Origin of the sequence: Microbispora sp. NBRC 16548 (assembly GCF_030268985.1) — a bacterium.
GTDB classification, from domain to species: Bacteria; Actinomycetota; Actinomycetes; order Streptosporangiales; family Streptosporangiaceae; genus Microbispora; species Microbispora catharanthi.
The window spans coordinates 21,224-35,365 of record NZ_BSSF01000008.1 but is presented as its reverse complement, the minus strand read 5'-3'; the positions used below and the strand labels follow the sequence as shown (position 1 = coordinate 35,365).

Sequence of the window (14,142 nt, the reverse complement as noted above, 5' to 3'; positions counted from 1 at the left end):
ATCGGCCTGCTCGCGCTCGGAAAGGCCGGGAGAAGCACATGATCGTCGACCTGTCGGTGCCCGTCGTGAACGGCATGCCCGTCTACCCCGGGGACCCGGAGGTGGAGATCGCTCCCGCCCTCACGGTGGCGGCCGAGGGCGTGAACGTCCTTGGCCTGCACCTCGGGTCGCAGTCCGGCACGCACGTGGACGCGCCGTATCACATCGACGACGCGCTGCCCACGCTCGACGCCCTGCCGCTGGAGCGGTTCCTCGGCCCGGCGGCGGTCCTCGATGTCCGGGGCCTGCCCCCGCGCGCGCCGATCACCCCCGCGATGCTCGGCACGGTGGCCGCGCGGCTGGGCCCGGGGACCGTCCTGCTGGTCGCGACGGGCTGGGACGAGCACTGGGACACGCCCGGCTACCTGTCCCATCCCTACTTGGAGGCGGAGACCGCCCGCCGGATCGTCGCCTCGGGCGTGCGGACCGTGGGCGTCGACGCGCTCAGCGTCGACCCCACCCCGGCTCCCGCCGATCTGCCGGCGCATCGCGTGTTGTGCGGGGCGCACGCCGTCATCGCGGAGAACCTGCGCAATCTCGGCCCGCTCCTGGAGGCCCAGGCCGCCGGCCGTCCGATCGAGGTCTCCCTGCTGCCGCTGCGCCTCCACGCCGCCGACGGGTCTCCCGTACGCGCCGTCGCCCGGATCGGCCGACCTTCGGCGAACGCCTTGAGTTGACGGACGGCGGCGTCGAGCTGCTATGGTGTCGGGCGCTCGTGATCCCAGGCTAGGAGACCAGACCGTGGTAGGTGAGGACGACATCTCCGGGTGATACCGGAGGTTGACCGGCCCCGGCAGGCGCGTATGACCGCCGCCGATGTGGCCCTCGTCGTCGTTCCCCCATCCCTGTCCCCTTGCCCGGGCGGCTCCGGCACGCCCGGATCACGTACGAGGTCTCTCGCATGTCCGATGCGCTCATCATCTGTTCCAGCCTGTCCTTCTCCTGGCCTGACGACACGCCCGTCTTCAGTGACCTGTCCTTCACCGTGGGCGGTGGCCGCACGGGCCTTGTCGCTCCGAACGGTGCGGGCAAGAGCACGCTGCTCAAGCTGATCGCCGGCGAGTACCGGCCCCGCGGCGGGAGCGTGTCCGTCAGCGGCGTGCTCGGCTACCTGCCGCAGAGCCTGCCTCTCACCGGCGACCTGACCGTGGCCGAGGTCCTCGGGATCGCCCCGGTGATCGCCGCGCTCGACGCCATCGAGGCGGGCGACGCCGCCGAGGAGCACTTCGCCACGATCGGCAACGACTGGGACATCGAGGAACGCACCCGTGCCCAGCTCGACCGGCTCGGGCTCGGCGACCTCGCGTTCGGCCGCACCCTGCGTACGCTGAGCGGCGGCCAGGTCGTCTCGCTCGGCCTGGCCGCCCAGCTCCTCAAGCGGCCCGACGTCCTGCTGCTGGACGAGCCGACGAACAACCTCGACCTCGGCGCGCGCCGCAGGCTCTACGACGTGCTCGGCGACTGGAACGGCTGCCTGCTGGTGGTCAGCCACGATCGGGCCCTGCTCGACCGCATGGACCGCATCGCCGAACTCGATCGGGGGGAGGTCCGCTTCTACGGCGGCGGTTTCACCGCGTACGAGGCGGCCGTACGCGGTGAGCAGGAGGCCGCCGAGCGGACCGTGCGCAGCGCCGAGCAGGAGCTCAAGCGCGAGAAGCGGGAGATGCAGCAGGCTCGCGAGCGGGCCGAGCGCCGCGCGGGCAACGCCGCCCGCAATCTCAAGAACGCCGGGCTGGCGCGGATCTTCGCCGGGAACATGAAGCGGGGCGCCCAGGAGTCGGCGGGGCGGGCGGGCCAGATGCACGCCGCCCGCGTCAGCGACGCCAAGGCCAGGCTCGACGAGGCCGGCCGGGCGCTGCGCGACGACCAGAAGATCGCGCTGGAGCTGCCGGGGACCAACGTGCCCGCCGGGCGAACGGTCTTCCTCGGCGAGGGCCTGCAGGCCCGTGGCCTGTTCGCCGAGCCGGGCGTCGACCTGGCGATCCGCGGCCCCGAGCGCATCGCGCTGACCGGCCCCAACGGCGCGGGAAAGTCCACCCTGCTGCGCCTGATCGGCGGCGAACTGGAGCCGGACGCCGGCACGACCAGGCGGGCCGACGGCCGGGTCGCCTACCTGTCGCAGCGGCTCGACCTGCTCGATGTGGATCGCACCGTGGCGGAGAACCTGGCCGCGTTCGCCCCCGGCATGCCGGAGGCGGAGCGGATGAACCTGCTCGCCCGCTTCCTGTTCCGGGGCGCGCGTGCGCACCTGCCGGTGGGCGTGCTGTCGGGCGGCGAACGGCTGCGCGCCACGCTGGCCTGCGTCTTGTGCGCCGAACCGGCGCCCCAGCTCCTGCTGCTCGACGAGCCCACCAACAACCTCGACCTGGTCAGCGTGGGGCAGTTGGAGAGCGCGCTCGGCGCGTACGAGGGGGCGTTCGTGGTGGTCAGCCACGACGAGCGGTTCCTCTCGGAGGTCGGGGTGGACCGGTGGCTGGAGTTGTCCGGGGGCCGTCTGCTGGAGACCGGGGGACCCGCCGGTGAGTGACGCGCTGCTCGCCCGCGACCTCGTTCGCACGCCGGGCGGTCGGCGGGTGCTCGACGGCGTCACCCTCACCGCCGCCCCCGGCCGCCGCCGCATCCGGCTTCCTCAGGCGGCACACGCTCCGGCCGCGGAAAGGCCGGCGCCGGAGCCTCCGTCAGAGGGTGCCTCAGGAGGTCAGTGGGTGCCCCAGGAGTAGGTCTGCTTGTGCAGCTTGAGGTAGACGAACGTCTCGGTCGCGCGCACGCTGGAGATCGCCCGGATCTTCCCCAGGATCTCGAGCAGATGGGTGTCGCCCTCGCAGACCACCTCGACCATGATGTCGACCGAGCCGGCCGTGAGCACCACGTAGTCGATCTCGGGGATCTGCGACAGTTCGTCGGCGACCCGCTCCAGGTCGCCCTCGCACTTGATGCCGATCATGGCCTGGCGGGGGAAGCCCAGGGTGAGCGGGTCGGTGACGGCGACGATCTGCATGACGCCGAGGTCGAGAAGGCGCTGCACGCGCTGACGCACCGCGGCCTCCGACAGCCCCACCGCCTTACCGATGGCGGCGTACGGCTTTCGCCCGTCCATCTGAAGCTGCTCGATGATCTGCTTGGAGATCTCGTCGAGCACCACCGGCCCACCCTTCGCGGCAGCCGCGCGAGCCTTAGGCGGAGTCGTCATCCTCGGGGGGTGTCCTCTCTTGGCGGGCTTCGATCGCCGTAGCGACCTGGTGTTACAGCATCGTGTTTGACATGTTGCGCTTGTGGTCTGACATGTTGTCAGCTCCATCGCTCTCGTCAAGCGATTCCGTAGCAATTTGGTATCTTAGCGACGAAATCCCTTGTCGTAGGCTCTTTCCTCTGCCAGAGTCGCGACAACTCAGCCACCACCAGGAGGTCAACGGTGACCACCCGTCTTCAGAACTTCGTGAACGGGAAGTTCGTCGACGCCGCGAGCGGCCGTTTCTCCGACGTCGTAGACCCTACGACGGGGGAGGTCTACGCCCAGGCACCGGTGTCGGGTCAGGAGGACGTCGACGCCGCGTACGCCGCCGCGACGGCCGCCTTCGAGACGTGGGGCCAGACGACGCCGGGCGAGCGCGCGACGCTGCTGCTGAAGGTCGCCGACGCGATCGAGGCCCGCGCTGACGAGATCAACGAGGCCGAGTGCCGTAACACCGGCAAGCCCCGCGCCCGCATGGCCGAGGACGAGACCCCGGTCGCCGCCGACCACTTCCGGTTCTTCGCCGGTGCGGCCCGCACCCTGGAGGGCCCCACCGCAGGCGAGTTCCTCGCCGACCACACCTCGATGATCCGGCACGAGCCGATCGGCGTCATCGGCCAGGTCACGCCGTGGAACTACCCGATGATGATGGCGGTGTGGAAGATCGCCCCCGCTCTCGCGGCCGGCAACACGATCGTGCTCAAGCCGTCCGACACCACCCCGGTCTCCACGCTGAAGCTGGCCGAGATCCTCGGTGACGTCCTGCCGGCCGGCGTCTTCAACGTCGTGACCGGCGACCGGGAGACCGGCTCACTGGTCGTCGGCCACCCGGCCGCGAGCATGGTCGCGATCACCGGCTCGGTCGGCGCGGGCATGTCGGTCGCCAGGACCGCCGCCGACGACCTCAAGCGCGTCCACCTGGAGCTGGGCGGCAAGGCCCCGGTCGTGATCTTCGAGGACGTCAAGGACATCAAGGCCGTCGCCGAGGCGATCGCCGGGGCGGGCCTCTACAACGCCGGCCAGGACTGCACCGCCGCCTGCCGCGTGCTCGTGCAGGAGAGCATCCACGACGAGTTCGCCGCGGCGCTGGCCGAGGCCGCCGCCGCCACCAAGCTGGGCGGCCACGACGAGGAGGACGCCTACTTCGGGCCGCTGAACAACGCCAACCAGCTCGCCCGGGTCGAGGGCTTCTTCGAGCGGGTCCCCGAGCACGCGAAGGTCCTCACCGGCGGCGCCCGCGTCGGCGACAAGGGCTTCTTCTTCGCCCCGACCGTCGTGGACGGGCTGAAGCAGGACGACGAGATGGTCCAGGACGAGATCTTCGGGCCCGTCATGACCGTCCAGACGTTCACCGACGAGGCCGACGCGCTGGCCAAGGCCAACGGCGTCCGCTACGGCCTGTCCGGCTCGGTGTGGACCTCCGACCACGGCCGCGCGATGCGGATGTCCAAGCGGCTCGACTTCGGCATCGTCTGGGTCAACACCCACATCCCGTTCGTGTCCGAGATGCCGCACGGCGGCTTCAAGCACTCGGGCTACGGCAAGGACCTGTCCGTCTTCGGCCTGCACGACTACACCCGCGTCAAGCACGTCATGCACTACATCGGCGAATAGGTACGTCCGACTGCGGCCGGACACCTATCGAAAAAGAGGGATAAGCCTGGAATGACAGAGATCCAGGCGGGCCCGGGGGCAGCCGTCGCGGCTGCCCCCGTATCAGGAGACGTGCCCGCCATCGAACTCGACAATGTGGTCAAGGAGTACGTCTCGCACGGCGAGGTCGTACAGGCGGTCAAGGGCGTGAGCCTGGCTATCGCGGAGGGAGAGTTCTTCTCCCTCCTCGGCCCCTCAGGCTGCGGCAAGACCACCAGCATGCGAATGATCGCCGGGTTCGAGGACCCCACACAGGGGGTCGTCAGGCTCCACGGGGAGGACGTCACGAACGTCCCGCCGAACAAGCGTGACATCAACATGGTGTTCCAGTCCTACGCGCTGTTCCCGCACATGAACGTCTGGGACAACGTCGCGTTCGGGCTCAAGCGCAAGAAGGTCCCCGACGCGGAGATCAAGCGCCGCGTCGGCGAGATCCTGGAGGTCGTGGACCTGGTCGGCCGCGAGAAGCGCCGGCCGAAGGAGATGTCGGGAGGCCAGCAGCAGCGCGTCGCGCTCGCCCGCGCCCTGGTCAACCGGCCCCGCGCGCTCCTGCTCGACGAGCCGCTCGGCGCGCTCGACCTCAAGCTCCGCCAGGCCATGCAGATCGAGCTCAAGCGCATCCAGCGCGAGGTCGGCCTCACGTTCGTCTACGTGACGCACGACCAGAGCGAGGCGCTGACGATGAGCGACCGCATCGCGGTCATGAACGACGGCCTCGTGGAGCAGCTCGCGGACCCCCGCGAGATCTACGAGCGGCCCGCCAGCAAGTTCGTGGCCGGTTTCATCGGCACCTCCAACCTGCTGAGCGGGACCGTCCAGCAGGTCACCGGCGACACTGCCGTGCTCGCGCTCGGCGCGAGCGACCGGATCCTCGTCCCCGCCGACGGCGCGCTCGCGGCCGGCGCCACGGTCGACCTCACGGTCCGGCCCGAGAAGATCAAGATCGCGAAGGATCAGCCGGAAGGCGACCTCAGCGTGGTGCGGGGGACGGTCGCCGAGGTCGTCTACCTCGGCACTTACAACAGCTACGTCGTGGTGCTCGGCGACGGCGCCGAGATCACGGTCTTCGAGCAGAACGCACACGACAGCACGATCACGGCCGAGCGAGGCGACACGGTCTGGCTCTCCTGGCAGCCCTGGCACTCCTACGCGCTGCGGTAAACCCCGCGTCGACTTCCTTCCCCCGTCGAACCCCGCGACGAATCCCCGAATCCCGGTACAGCGAACCCGGTACAGCGAACCCGGAGCACGAACCCCATGAACGACCCATACAGGCAGGACCCCGCCCTCCTCCGCGGCATGACCCAGCGCCGGCTCGGCAGGCGCGACGCCTTCCGGCTCGCGGGCCTGTCGGCCGCCGGGCTCGCCCTCGCGGCCTGCGGCGTGCAGGGCAAGGGCGCGGCCAGGCCGTCCTCCTCCGCCCAGGCCCAGTCCGAGGTGGAGAAGTACTGGTCGGGCAAGACCAAGAACGGCCACGTGGACTTCGCCAACTGGCCGCTCTACATGGATCCCAAGCAGCCCGAGCTCAAGCAGTTCACCCAGCAGACCGGGATCACGGTGACCTACAAGGAGGTCATCCAGGACAACCCGAGTTGGTTCGCCAAGATCCAGCCGCAGCTCGCGGCCGGGCAGTCGATCGACTACGACCTGATGGTCGTCACCAACGGCCTGCACTTCACCCAGCTCGTCCAGCTCGGCTACCTCGTTCCGCTCGACCACGCCAAGCTGCCGAACTTCACGGCCAACGCGGGGGAGCGGTACAAGAACGAGTCGTTCGACCCCGGCAACGTCTACAGCATCCCGTGGGCCTCCGGCATGACCGGCATCGCCTACAACCCCAAGTACGTCGACACCCCGCCGACCAGCATGGCCGACCTCTGGAACCCCAAGTACAAGGGCAAGGTCGGCATGATGTCCGACTCCCAGGAGATCGCCAACTTCGGCCTGTTCGCGCTCGGCATCGACCCGGACACCTCGACCGAGGCGGACTGGCAGAAGGCCGCGGCCAAGCTCCAGGAGCAGCGCGACGCCGGCATCGTGCGCAAGTACTACGACCAGGCGTACATCGACCCGCTGGCCAAGGGCGACATCTGGCTCACGATGGCGTGGTCGGGCGACGTCTTCCAGAAGAACGTCTCCGACGGCACGGACCTCAAGTTCGTGATCCCGCAGGAGGGCGCGACCATCTGGACGGACAACATGATGATCCCGAAGACCGCGACGAACCCGGTCGACGCGATCATGCTGATGGACTTCTTCTACGACGTGAACGTGGCGGGGCACCTCGCGGAGTACATCAACTACGTCACCCCGGTCCCGGCTGCCAAGGACGTCATCGCCGCCGACGCCACCAAGGCCACGGGTGCCGACAAGAAGCTCCTGGAGCAGGTGTCGACCAGCCCGCTGGTGTTCCCCAGTGCCGAGGACTACGCCAAGCTCCGGAGCTACAAGAACTTCAAGACGCCGCAGGAGCAGAAGAAGTTCGAGTCCATCTTCCAGGCGATCACGACGGCATGAGCAGGCTCAGGGCTTCGCTGACGCCGTACCTGCTGCTCTTCCCCGGCACGCTCTGGCTGGCGATCTTCTTCGTCATCCCGACGGTCGTCATGCTGTCGCTGTCGCTGCAGTCGGGCGACGTGGTCAACGGCTACGCGTTCACGTTCAACTGGCACAGCTACGTCGACGGGATCAGCACCTACCACGACCAGATCGTCCGGTCCCTGGTGTACGGCCTGTTCTCGACGCTGATCCAGATCGTCATCGGGTTCCCCGTGGCGTACTGGATCGCCTTCAAGGGCGGCACCCGCAAGTCGGTCTACCTGTTCCTGCTGCTGCTGCCCTTCCTGGTGTCGTTCGTGCTGCGCACCATCTCCTGGCAGTTCTTCCTGTCCGACAACGGCATGCTGCTCGGACCGCTCAAGTCGATCGGCCTGGTGCCGCAGGACTTCCACATCCTGGCCACGAGCGCGGCGGTGATCGGCGGCCTGGCGTACAACTTCCTGCCGTTCATGATCCTGCCGATGTACGTGGCGCTGGAGCGGATCGACCCGCGCGTCCTGGAGGCCGCGCAGGACCTGTACGCGAGCAAGCTGCAGACCTTCCTGCGCGTCGTGCTGCCGCTGTCGCTGCCGGGGGTGTTCGCCGGCGTGCTGATGACGTTCGTCCCGGCCACGTCCGACTACGTCAACGCGTCCGTGCTCGGCGGCACCAGCAACACGATGATCGGCAACGTCATCCAGAACCAGTTCCTGATCAACCAGGACTACCCGACCGCCTCGGCGCTGTCGTTCACGCTGATGGCCCTGCTGCTGGTGGGCATCTTCGCGTACGCCAAGGCGCTCGGCACCGAGGACGTGCTGGAGGTGGCGGCCCGATGAAGGGTGGCCTGCTGCGGGGCCGCGGCCTGCAGATCTACACCTGGCTCGTGATCGCGTGGCTCGTGCTGCCGATCGCCGTCATGATCCTGTTCGGCTTCAACGACACCCACGGCCGGTTCAACACGACCTGGCAGGGCTTCACGCTCAAGTGGTACGGCAAGCTGTTCGAGATCGACGACCTCACCAGGGCGCTGGTGAACTCGCTGGTCATCGCCGTGCTGACGATGCTGGTCGCCGGGGTGCTCGGGTCGCTGATCGGGCTGGCGCTCGGCCGCTACCGCTTCCGCGGGGCCGGGGCGATGAACCTGGTGATGTTCGCGGCGATCTCCTGCGCCGAGATCGTGATGGGCGCGTCGCTGCTGTCGCTGTTCGTCACGCTCGCCGTGCCGCTCGGGTTCTGGACGATCGTGATCTCGCACGTCATGTTCTCGATCTCGTTCGTGGCCGTGACCGTGCGGGCCCGGGTGATGACGCTCGACTCCTCGCTCGAGGAGGCCGCCCGCGACCTCGGCGCGAGCCCGTGGTCGACGTTCCGCCTGGTCACGCTGCCGATGATCTTTCCTGGCGTGCTGGCGGGCTCGATGCTGGCCTTCGCGCTGTCGATCGACGACTTCGTCATCACCAACTTCAACTCCGGCGGCACGGTGACGTTCCCGCTGTGGATCTGGGGCGCCACCCGCGTGGGCGTCCCGCCGCAGGTGAACGTCATGGGCACGCTGATCTTCGCGGCCGGGGTGCTGATCGCCGTGGCCAACGCCCTGGTGGCCCGCCGCCGCGCCAACGCGTAAGGGAAGTGGAATCCGTGGTTCCGTCGAAGGCGCTCGCCGACGCGGAGCGCAAGCCGTACTGGCTGGACCGGCCGATCGCGCCCGAGCCGCTGCCCCCGCTGACGGGTGACGTCACGGCGGATCTGGCGGTGGTCGGCGGCGGCTTCACCGGCCTGTGGACCGCACTGATGGCCAAGGAGCGCGACCCCTCGCTCGACGTGGTCCTCCTGGAGGGCCGCGCGATCGGGTGGGCCGCCTCCGGCCGCAACGGCGGGTTCTGTGCCGCGAGCCTGACCCACGGGCTCGGCAACGGGCAGGACCGCTGGCCCGCGGAGATCGCGACGCTGGAACGGCTCGGCCGGGAGAACCTCGACGAGATTGAGGCGACCCTCGCCCGGTATGGCGTCGACTGCTCCTTCGAGCGGACCGGCGAGCTGCGGGTGGCCACCGAGGAGTGGCAGCTCGCCGGGCTCGACGAGGAGGTGAGCGGGGCGGCCTCGCTCGGCCTGCGGCTGGAGCGGCTCGACCGCGAGCAGGTGCGGGCCGAGGTGGACTCCCCGACCTACCTCGGCGGCGTGTGGGACCGGCAGGGCGTCGCGATGGTCGACCCGGCGCGGCTGGCGTGGGGGCTGCGCGACGTCTGCGTGCGGCTCGGCGTGCGCGTCTTCGAGCACACGCCGGTGCGCTCCCTGCACGACGACGGCGTCGCGCTCGAACTGGAGGCGCCGAAGGGGCGGGTCAGGGCCGGGCGGGTGGCGCTCGGCACCGGCGCCTTCCCTCCGCTGCTGCGCAGGCTCAGGCACTTCCTCGTGCCGGTGTACGACTACGTGCTGATGACCGAGCCGGTGCCGGACCACCTGCTGGCGGAGGTCGGCTGGCTGAGCCGCCAGGGCATCGGCGACTCGGCCAACCAGTTCCACTACTACCGGCTGACCGACGACAACCGGATCCTGTGGGGCGGCTACGACGCCGTCTATCACAACGGCGGCCTGGTCAAGCCGGAGTACGACCAGCGCGACGCCACCTTCGAGAAGCTCGCCACGCACTTCTTCGAGACGTTCCCTCAGCTCCACGGCCTGCGCTTCACACACAAATGGGGCGGGGTCATCGACACCTGCAGCCGGTTCAGCGCCTTCTTCGGCACCGCGTACGGCTCACGCCTCGCCTACGCCGCCGGATACACCGGCCTCGGCGTGGGCGCCACCCGGTTCGGGGCCAACGTGATGCTCGACCTGCTGCAGGGCCGGGTGACCGAGCGTACGGACCTGCGCATGGTGCGGCAGAAGCCCATGCCCTTCCCACCGGAGCCGGTGCGGTCGGGCGTCATCCAGCTCACCCGCTGGGCCATCGCCCGGGCCGACGAGCACGAGGGCCGCCGCAACGCCTGGCTGCGCACCCTCGACGCCTTCGGCGTCGGCTTCGACTCCTAGCTGTAGCCGGCCGGGCTCCCGAGATGCGACGTCCGATCTAGTCGCTCAGGTGGAGCCACCAGGTGATGTCGTCGCCGACGCGGGTGAAGCCACACGCGCTGTAGAGCCGCTCGCCCTCGGGGGTCGCGTTCAGCACGGCGTGCCGCGCCCCGGCCGCGCGGGCGGCCTCGCACACCGCGTGCAGCAGGCCGGTGCCGAACCCGCGCCGCCGGAAGGGCTGCCAGACCTCCATGTCGAAGATCCCGGCCAGGTCGCCGTCGAGGAACGACCAGGCCCGGCCCGCGAACCGGCGGGAGCGGGTGTAGGCGGCGGCGTACCAGGCGCGGGCCGGCCGCAGCCGGGTCAGCGCCAGCAGCTCGCGGTAGGCGGGATCCGTCTCCTGGTAGTCGGCGGTGTCCTCCTGCAGCTCGATCCCGGGATCAGGGCGGCCGATCGGCCGGGACAAGTCGGCCGTCATCCACCAGGGCGCCCACCCGCGCTCGAAGCCCGCCTCCGCTAGTGGCGCCGGGTCGACGGCCGGATCGAGCCAGGCGCCCACGATGGGCCGTCCCCGGTCACGGGCCCGCTCGACGCCGCGGACGACGGCCGCGGTCGTCATCTCCCCCGGGAACATGAGGTTCTGGCCGTCCGGCCCGTCGATCCAGGTCAGCGGGCCGTCCGTCCACACCTCGCCGCCCAGGGCCCGGGCCTGGAGCAGGAACCAGCCGGTCTGGACGCGTCGGCAGTCGGCGATCGTCACCACAGCCGTACATCGTGCCATCCCCGCGGACGCGTCAGGCGGTGAGCCAGCGGAGCGGGTTCTCGTGGGTGATGAGACGCAGGGTGTCGCCGTCCACGCCGGCCTCCCGCAGGGCCGGGAGGACGGCGGAGAACAGCCGGCCGTAGCCCTGCCCGCCGTAGCCGGACAGGTGCTCCCGCAGCCGTACGCCGCTGCTGAGCAGGACGCGCTCGGCGTGCCCGGAGTCGAGCAGGGTGAGGACGTCCTCGGCGTCGTCCACGCTCACGTACGCTCCGGTCTCGGCGATCTTGCGCTGGACCAGCGGGTCGCCGGCGCGGGCGCTGAGACGCCGGGCGGGGACGTTCTGCGAGAGCAGGAGTTCCAGCAGCTCCAGGCCGCCCGTCGCCACCGGGAGGTCGGTGCGCAGCGAGGCGCGGGCGGCGGCGGTGACGGCCCGTTCCTCGGCGGGAGTGGGCGTCTCGTCCCACGAGGCGGCGACGATGACGCCCGGCCGCGCGCCCGTCCCGTCGAGTCCGGCGCCGATCTCGTGCAGCAGGTCGGCGGTCAGGTCCTCCACGCTGAACCGGGTGATGGTCTCACCCGTGAACGGCTGCGCGGCGAACCCGGTGGCGGCCACGATCGGGACCCGCGCGGCCATCGAGATCCGGGCGAGCGCCGCGGGGTCGCGCGCCATCCCGATGCAGCTGTGCTCCACGACGAGGCCCAGCGCCTGTTCCCTGCCGAGGTGCTTGACCTCGGCCAGCACGTATCGCTCCTCGTCCAGCCACCGATGGGGATCGGAGTCCACGCCGATCCCCCAGCGGGTGTCGGTGCGCAGGTGCTCGTACGGCAGCACCGGCCCGTCGATCTCGGAGACGGGGACGGCGCCCGTGACGGTCTGGATTCGGGGAAAATACGCGCCGGACATGAACGGACATTAACCGATTTTTTGCCGAAACCGCTCGTGAATCACATGATTCTTTACGTTAAGCGGCGTAGGCGGGGTCAGCTCATCGTCTTGCCGCCGTTGACGGCGAGCCGCTGGCCGGTGACGAACCGGGCACCGGGGGAGGCGAGGAACGCCACCGTCTCGGCCACGTCCGCCGGCACGCCCATGTGCCCCAGCGGGACGTCGCGCAGGTAGCCGGTGTAGTCCTCCGGGGGGACGTCCGCGTGCCGTTCCACCGGGATCCAGCCCGGCTCGACGGTGTTCACCGTGATCCCGTACGGTCCCAGCTCCCGGGCCCACGACCGGGTGAGCCCGTGCATCGCGGCCTTGGCGGCGACGTAGTGCCCGAACTCCGGGTTGCCGAGGTCGGCGACCTCACTGCCCACGTTGACGATCCGGCCGGAACCGGCCTCGCGCATGCCGGGCAGCACGGCCTGAAGGATCAGCAGCGGGGCCTTGACGAAGAAGCGGAGCTGGCCGAGATGGTCCTCCCAGGTCTGCTTCTCCACCGGCATCAGCGGCTGGGGGCCGGTGGCGTTGTTGACGACCACGTCGACCTGCCCGATCGCGGCCACGCCCTCCCGTACGGACTCCTCGTCGGTGACGTCGAACCGGGCCAGGCGGGCCGAGCCGCCGGCGGCGGTGATGCGGCCGGCGACGGCGGAGGCCCCGGCCGTGTCGTTGGCGTAGTTGACGGCGACGTGCCAGCCATCCGCGGCGAGCCGTTCGGCGATGACGGCGCCCAGACCTCGTGAGGCGCCCGTGACCAGTGCGGTACCCATGGGAACCGTCCCTATCACAGATCACGTAGGGCAGGATGGTGCCCATGGATGAGATCGCCGCACTGGTGGACCGGGCCGAGATCGTGGACGTCGTCACGGCCGTCTTCGACACCGTGGACGCCAAGAACTGGCCGGTGTGCCTGGAGCTGTTCGACGACGAGGTGGACGCCGACTTCACGAGTCTCAACGGCGGGGAGCCCGCCCGGGTGAGCGCCGAGGCCCTCGTGGACGGGTGGCGCACCGGCCTGCACGCCCGCAAGCAGAGCTTCCACAGCGTGAGCAACTTCGCCGTGACGGTGGACGGCGCCGAGGCGCACGTGACCACCAAGGGGTACTCCTACAACCTGCTCGACGCCGCGCTGGGCGGCGGCATGTTCGAGGTGTGGGGCGTCTACCGGCTCGGGCTCGTACGGCAGGCCGAGGGATGGAAGGTCACGGCGCTGGCGTTCCACGCCTGGCACAGCCGCGGCGACGAGGCGGTGCGCACGCACAGGCTGGAGGGCTAACGGGTGATCGCCGGGGCCTCGGTGTGCAGCCGCCGCAGGACCCGGCGGAACGCCCAGATGGACGCCACGAAGGCCAGGCCGGTGACGGCGGCGACGGCGGCGGTGCGGATGATCAGGTAGTCGCCGATCGACTCGTGCAGCAGCAGCCAGATGCTCATGGCCGAGTTGACCAGGAGCACGAACGCCCACAGCAGGGTGATCCGGGCGAAGAAGGTGCGGACGCGCTCGTGCCGCAGCACGAACGACGGCAGGTGGATGTAGTCGAGTGTGAGCCGCTGGACCAGCGGGCGGCGCATCCGCACCGACGCCAGGAGCACCATGCTGATGCAGATCGTGCCGAGCTCCGGCTGGATGAAGTAGAGGACGGGGCTGCCGGTCCACAGGCCGATCACGGTGCGGAAGGTGATCGCGATCGTCGCCATGATCATCGTCCCCGGCACGGGCTGACGCCGGATGATCCGCCACAGGACGCCCAGGTAGACCCAGGACACCGCGGCCATCAGCGCGCCGCGCAGGCCGAGCACCGCGAGGGCCGTGTAGAAGACCACGAGGGGAGCCACCACGCCTTCGAGGAGCCGGGGCACCGCCTGCTTGATCAGCGCGGTGAGCCGTGGCAATGCGAAGGACGTGTGGTTCATGGTGACTCCAACGGGCCGGCGGGGGGACCGACGCTGTAGTTGGGCAACGCG

14 protein-coding genes are annotated in these 14,142 nt (G+C 69.9%); 9 read left to right on the top strand and 5 right to left on the bottom strand.

Going from position 1 to position 14,142, the window contains the following annotated elements; all coding sequences use genetic code 11:
* Positions 1 to 38: 38 nt before the first annotated feature.
* Both QSK36_RS22775 and QSK36_RS22770 read left to right on the top strand, forming a co-directional pair.
* Complete coding sequence (locus tag QSK36_RS22775; protein WP_183535545.1) at positions 39 to 716, top strand: cyclase family protein; 678 nt, start codon at positions 39 to 41, stop codon at positions 714 to 716.
* 224 nt (positions 717 to 940) lie between these two features.
* A complete protein-coding gene (locus QSK36_RS22770) occupies positions 941 to 2,566 on the top strand; it encodes an ABC-F family ATP-binding cassette domain-containing protein (protein WP_285783816.1) in 1,626 nt (541 codons plus the stop codon).
* A gap of 171 nt (positions 2,567 to 2,737) precedes the next feature.
* Here the strand turns inward: QSK36_RS22770 and QSK36_RS22765 are convergent, their stop codons facing one another.
* Positions 2,738 to 3,229 carry an Lrp/AsnC family transcriptional regulator gene (locus tag QSK36_RS22765; RefSeq protein ID WP_139580184.1) on the bottom strand — a complete coding sequence of 164 codons (492 nt, stop codon included), beginning with the start codon at positions 3,227 to 3,229 and terminating at the stop codon, positions 2,738 to 2,740.
* 222 nt (positions 3,230 to 3,451) lie between these two features.
* On the opposite strand from QSK36_RS22765, the gene QSK36_RS22760 reads away from it, so the two are divergent.
* The 6 genes from QSK36_RS22760 (at position 3,452) to QSK36_RS22735 (ending at position 10,498) form a co-directional block, all read left to right on the top strand.
* Positions 3,452 to 4,885, top strand: coding sequence for a gamma-aminobutyraldehyde dehydrogenase (locus QSK36_RS22760; RefSeq protein ID WP_183535549.1), 1,434 nt, complete (start codon positions 3,452 to 3,454; stop codon positions 4,883 to 4,885).
* A gap of 51 nt (positions 4,886 to 4,936) precedes the next feature.
* Positions 4,937 to 6,085, top strand: coding sequence for an ABC transporter ATP-binding protein (locus QSK36_RS22755; RefSeq protein WP_285783815.1), 1,149 nt, complete (start codon positions 4,937 to 4,939; stop codon positions 6,083 to 6,085).
* 96 nt (positions 6,086 to 6,181) lie between these two features.
* The gene (locus QSK36_RS22750; RefSeq protein WP_285783814.1) at positions 6,182 to 7,441 is read left to right on the top strand and encodes a polyamine ABC transporter substrate-binding protein; all 1,260 of its coding nucleotides are present in this window, start codon (positions 6,182 to 6,184) and stop codon (positions 7,439 to 7,441) included.
* Entirely contained in the window at positions 7,438 to 8,301 is an 864-nt protein-coding gene (locus QSK36_RS22745) for an ABC transporter permease (RefSeq protein ID WP_285783813.1), read from the top strand. Before QSK36_RS22750 ends, QSK36_RS22745 begins: the two co-directional genes overlap by 4 nt.
* Entirely contained in the window at positions 8,298 to 9,089 is a 792-nt protein-coding gene (locus tag QSK36_RS22740) for an ABC transporter permease (protein ID WP_285783812.1), read from the top strand. Before QSK36_RS22745 ends, QSK36_RS22740 begins: the two co-directional genes overlap by 4 nt.
* A 14-nt stretch (positions 9,090 to 9,103) precedes the next feature.
* Positions 9,104 to 10,498 carry an NAD(P)/FAD-dependent oxidoreductase gene (locus QSK36_RS22735; protein WP_183535556.1) on the top strand — a complete coding sequence of 465 codons (1,395 nt, stop codon included), beginning with the start codon at positions 9,104 to 9,106 and terminating at the stop codon, positions 10,496 to 10,498.
* 37 nt (positions 10,499 to 10,535) lie between these two features.
* On the opposite strand, the gene QSK36_RS22730 is transcribed toward QSK36_RS22735, so the two are convergent.
* The 3 genes from QSK36_RS22730 to QSK36_RS22720 all read right to left on the bottom strand — a co-directional run bounded on the left by QSK36_RS22730 (position 10,536) and on the right by QSK36_RS22720 (position 12,947).
* Positions 10,536 to 11,240, bottom strand: coding sequence for a GNAT family N-acetyltransferase (locus tag QSK36_RS22730; RefSeq protein ID WP_285783811.1), 705 nt, complete (start codon positions 11,238 to 11,240; stop codon positions 10,536 to 10,538).
* Positions 11,241 to 11,271: 31 nt separating this feature from the next.
* The gene (locus tag QSK36_RS22725; RefSeq protein WP_183535558.1) at positions 11,272 to 12,144 is read right to left on the bottom strand and encodes a phosphotriesterase family protein; all 873 of its coding nucleotides are present in this window, start codon (positions 12,142 to 12,144) and stop codon (positions 11,272 to 11,274) included.
* 77 nt (positions 12,145 to 12,221) lie between these two features.
* Entirely contained in the window at positions 12,222 to 12,947 is a 726-nt protein-coding gene (locus tag QSK36_RS22720; RefSeq protein ID WP_285783810.1) for an SDR family oxidoreductase, read from the bottom strand.
* A 44-nt stretch (positions 12,948 to 12,991) separates the two neighbouring features.
* Here QSK36_RS22720 and QSK36_RS22715 point away from each other — a divergent pair, with 44 nt between their 5' ends.
* Positions 12,992 to 13,453 (top strand): nuclear transport factor 2 family protein, encoded by a 462-nt coding sequence (locus QSK36_RS22715; RefSeq protein WP_161628191.1) that lies wholly within the window; start codon positions 12,992 to 12,994, stop codon positions 13,451 to 13,453.
* Here QSK36_RS22715 and QSK36_RS22710 read toward each other — a convergent pair.
* Positions 13,450 to 14,091 (bottom strand): VC0807 family protein, encoded by a 642-nt coding sequence (locus tag QSK36_RS22710; RefSeq protein WP_183535560.1) that lies wholly within the window; start codon positions 14,089 to 14,091, stop codon positions 13,450 to 13,452. The two genes, QSK36_RS22715 and QSK36_RS22710, sit on opposite strands and share 4 nt — an antisense overlap.
* Positions 14,092 to 14,142: the final 51 nt, after the last annotated feature.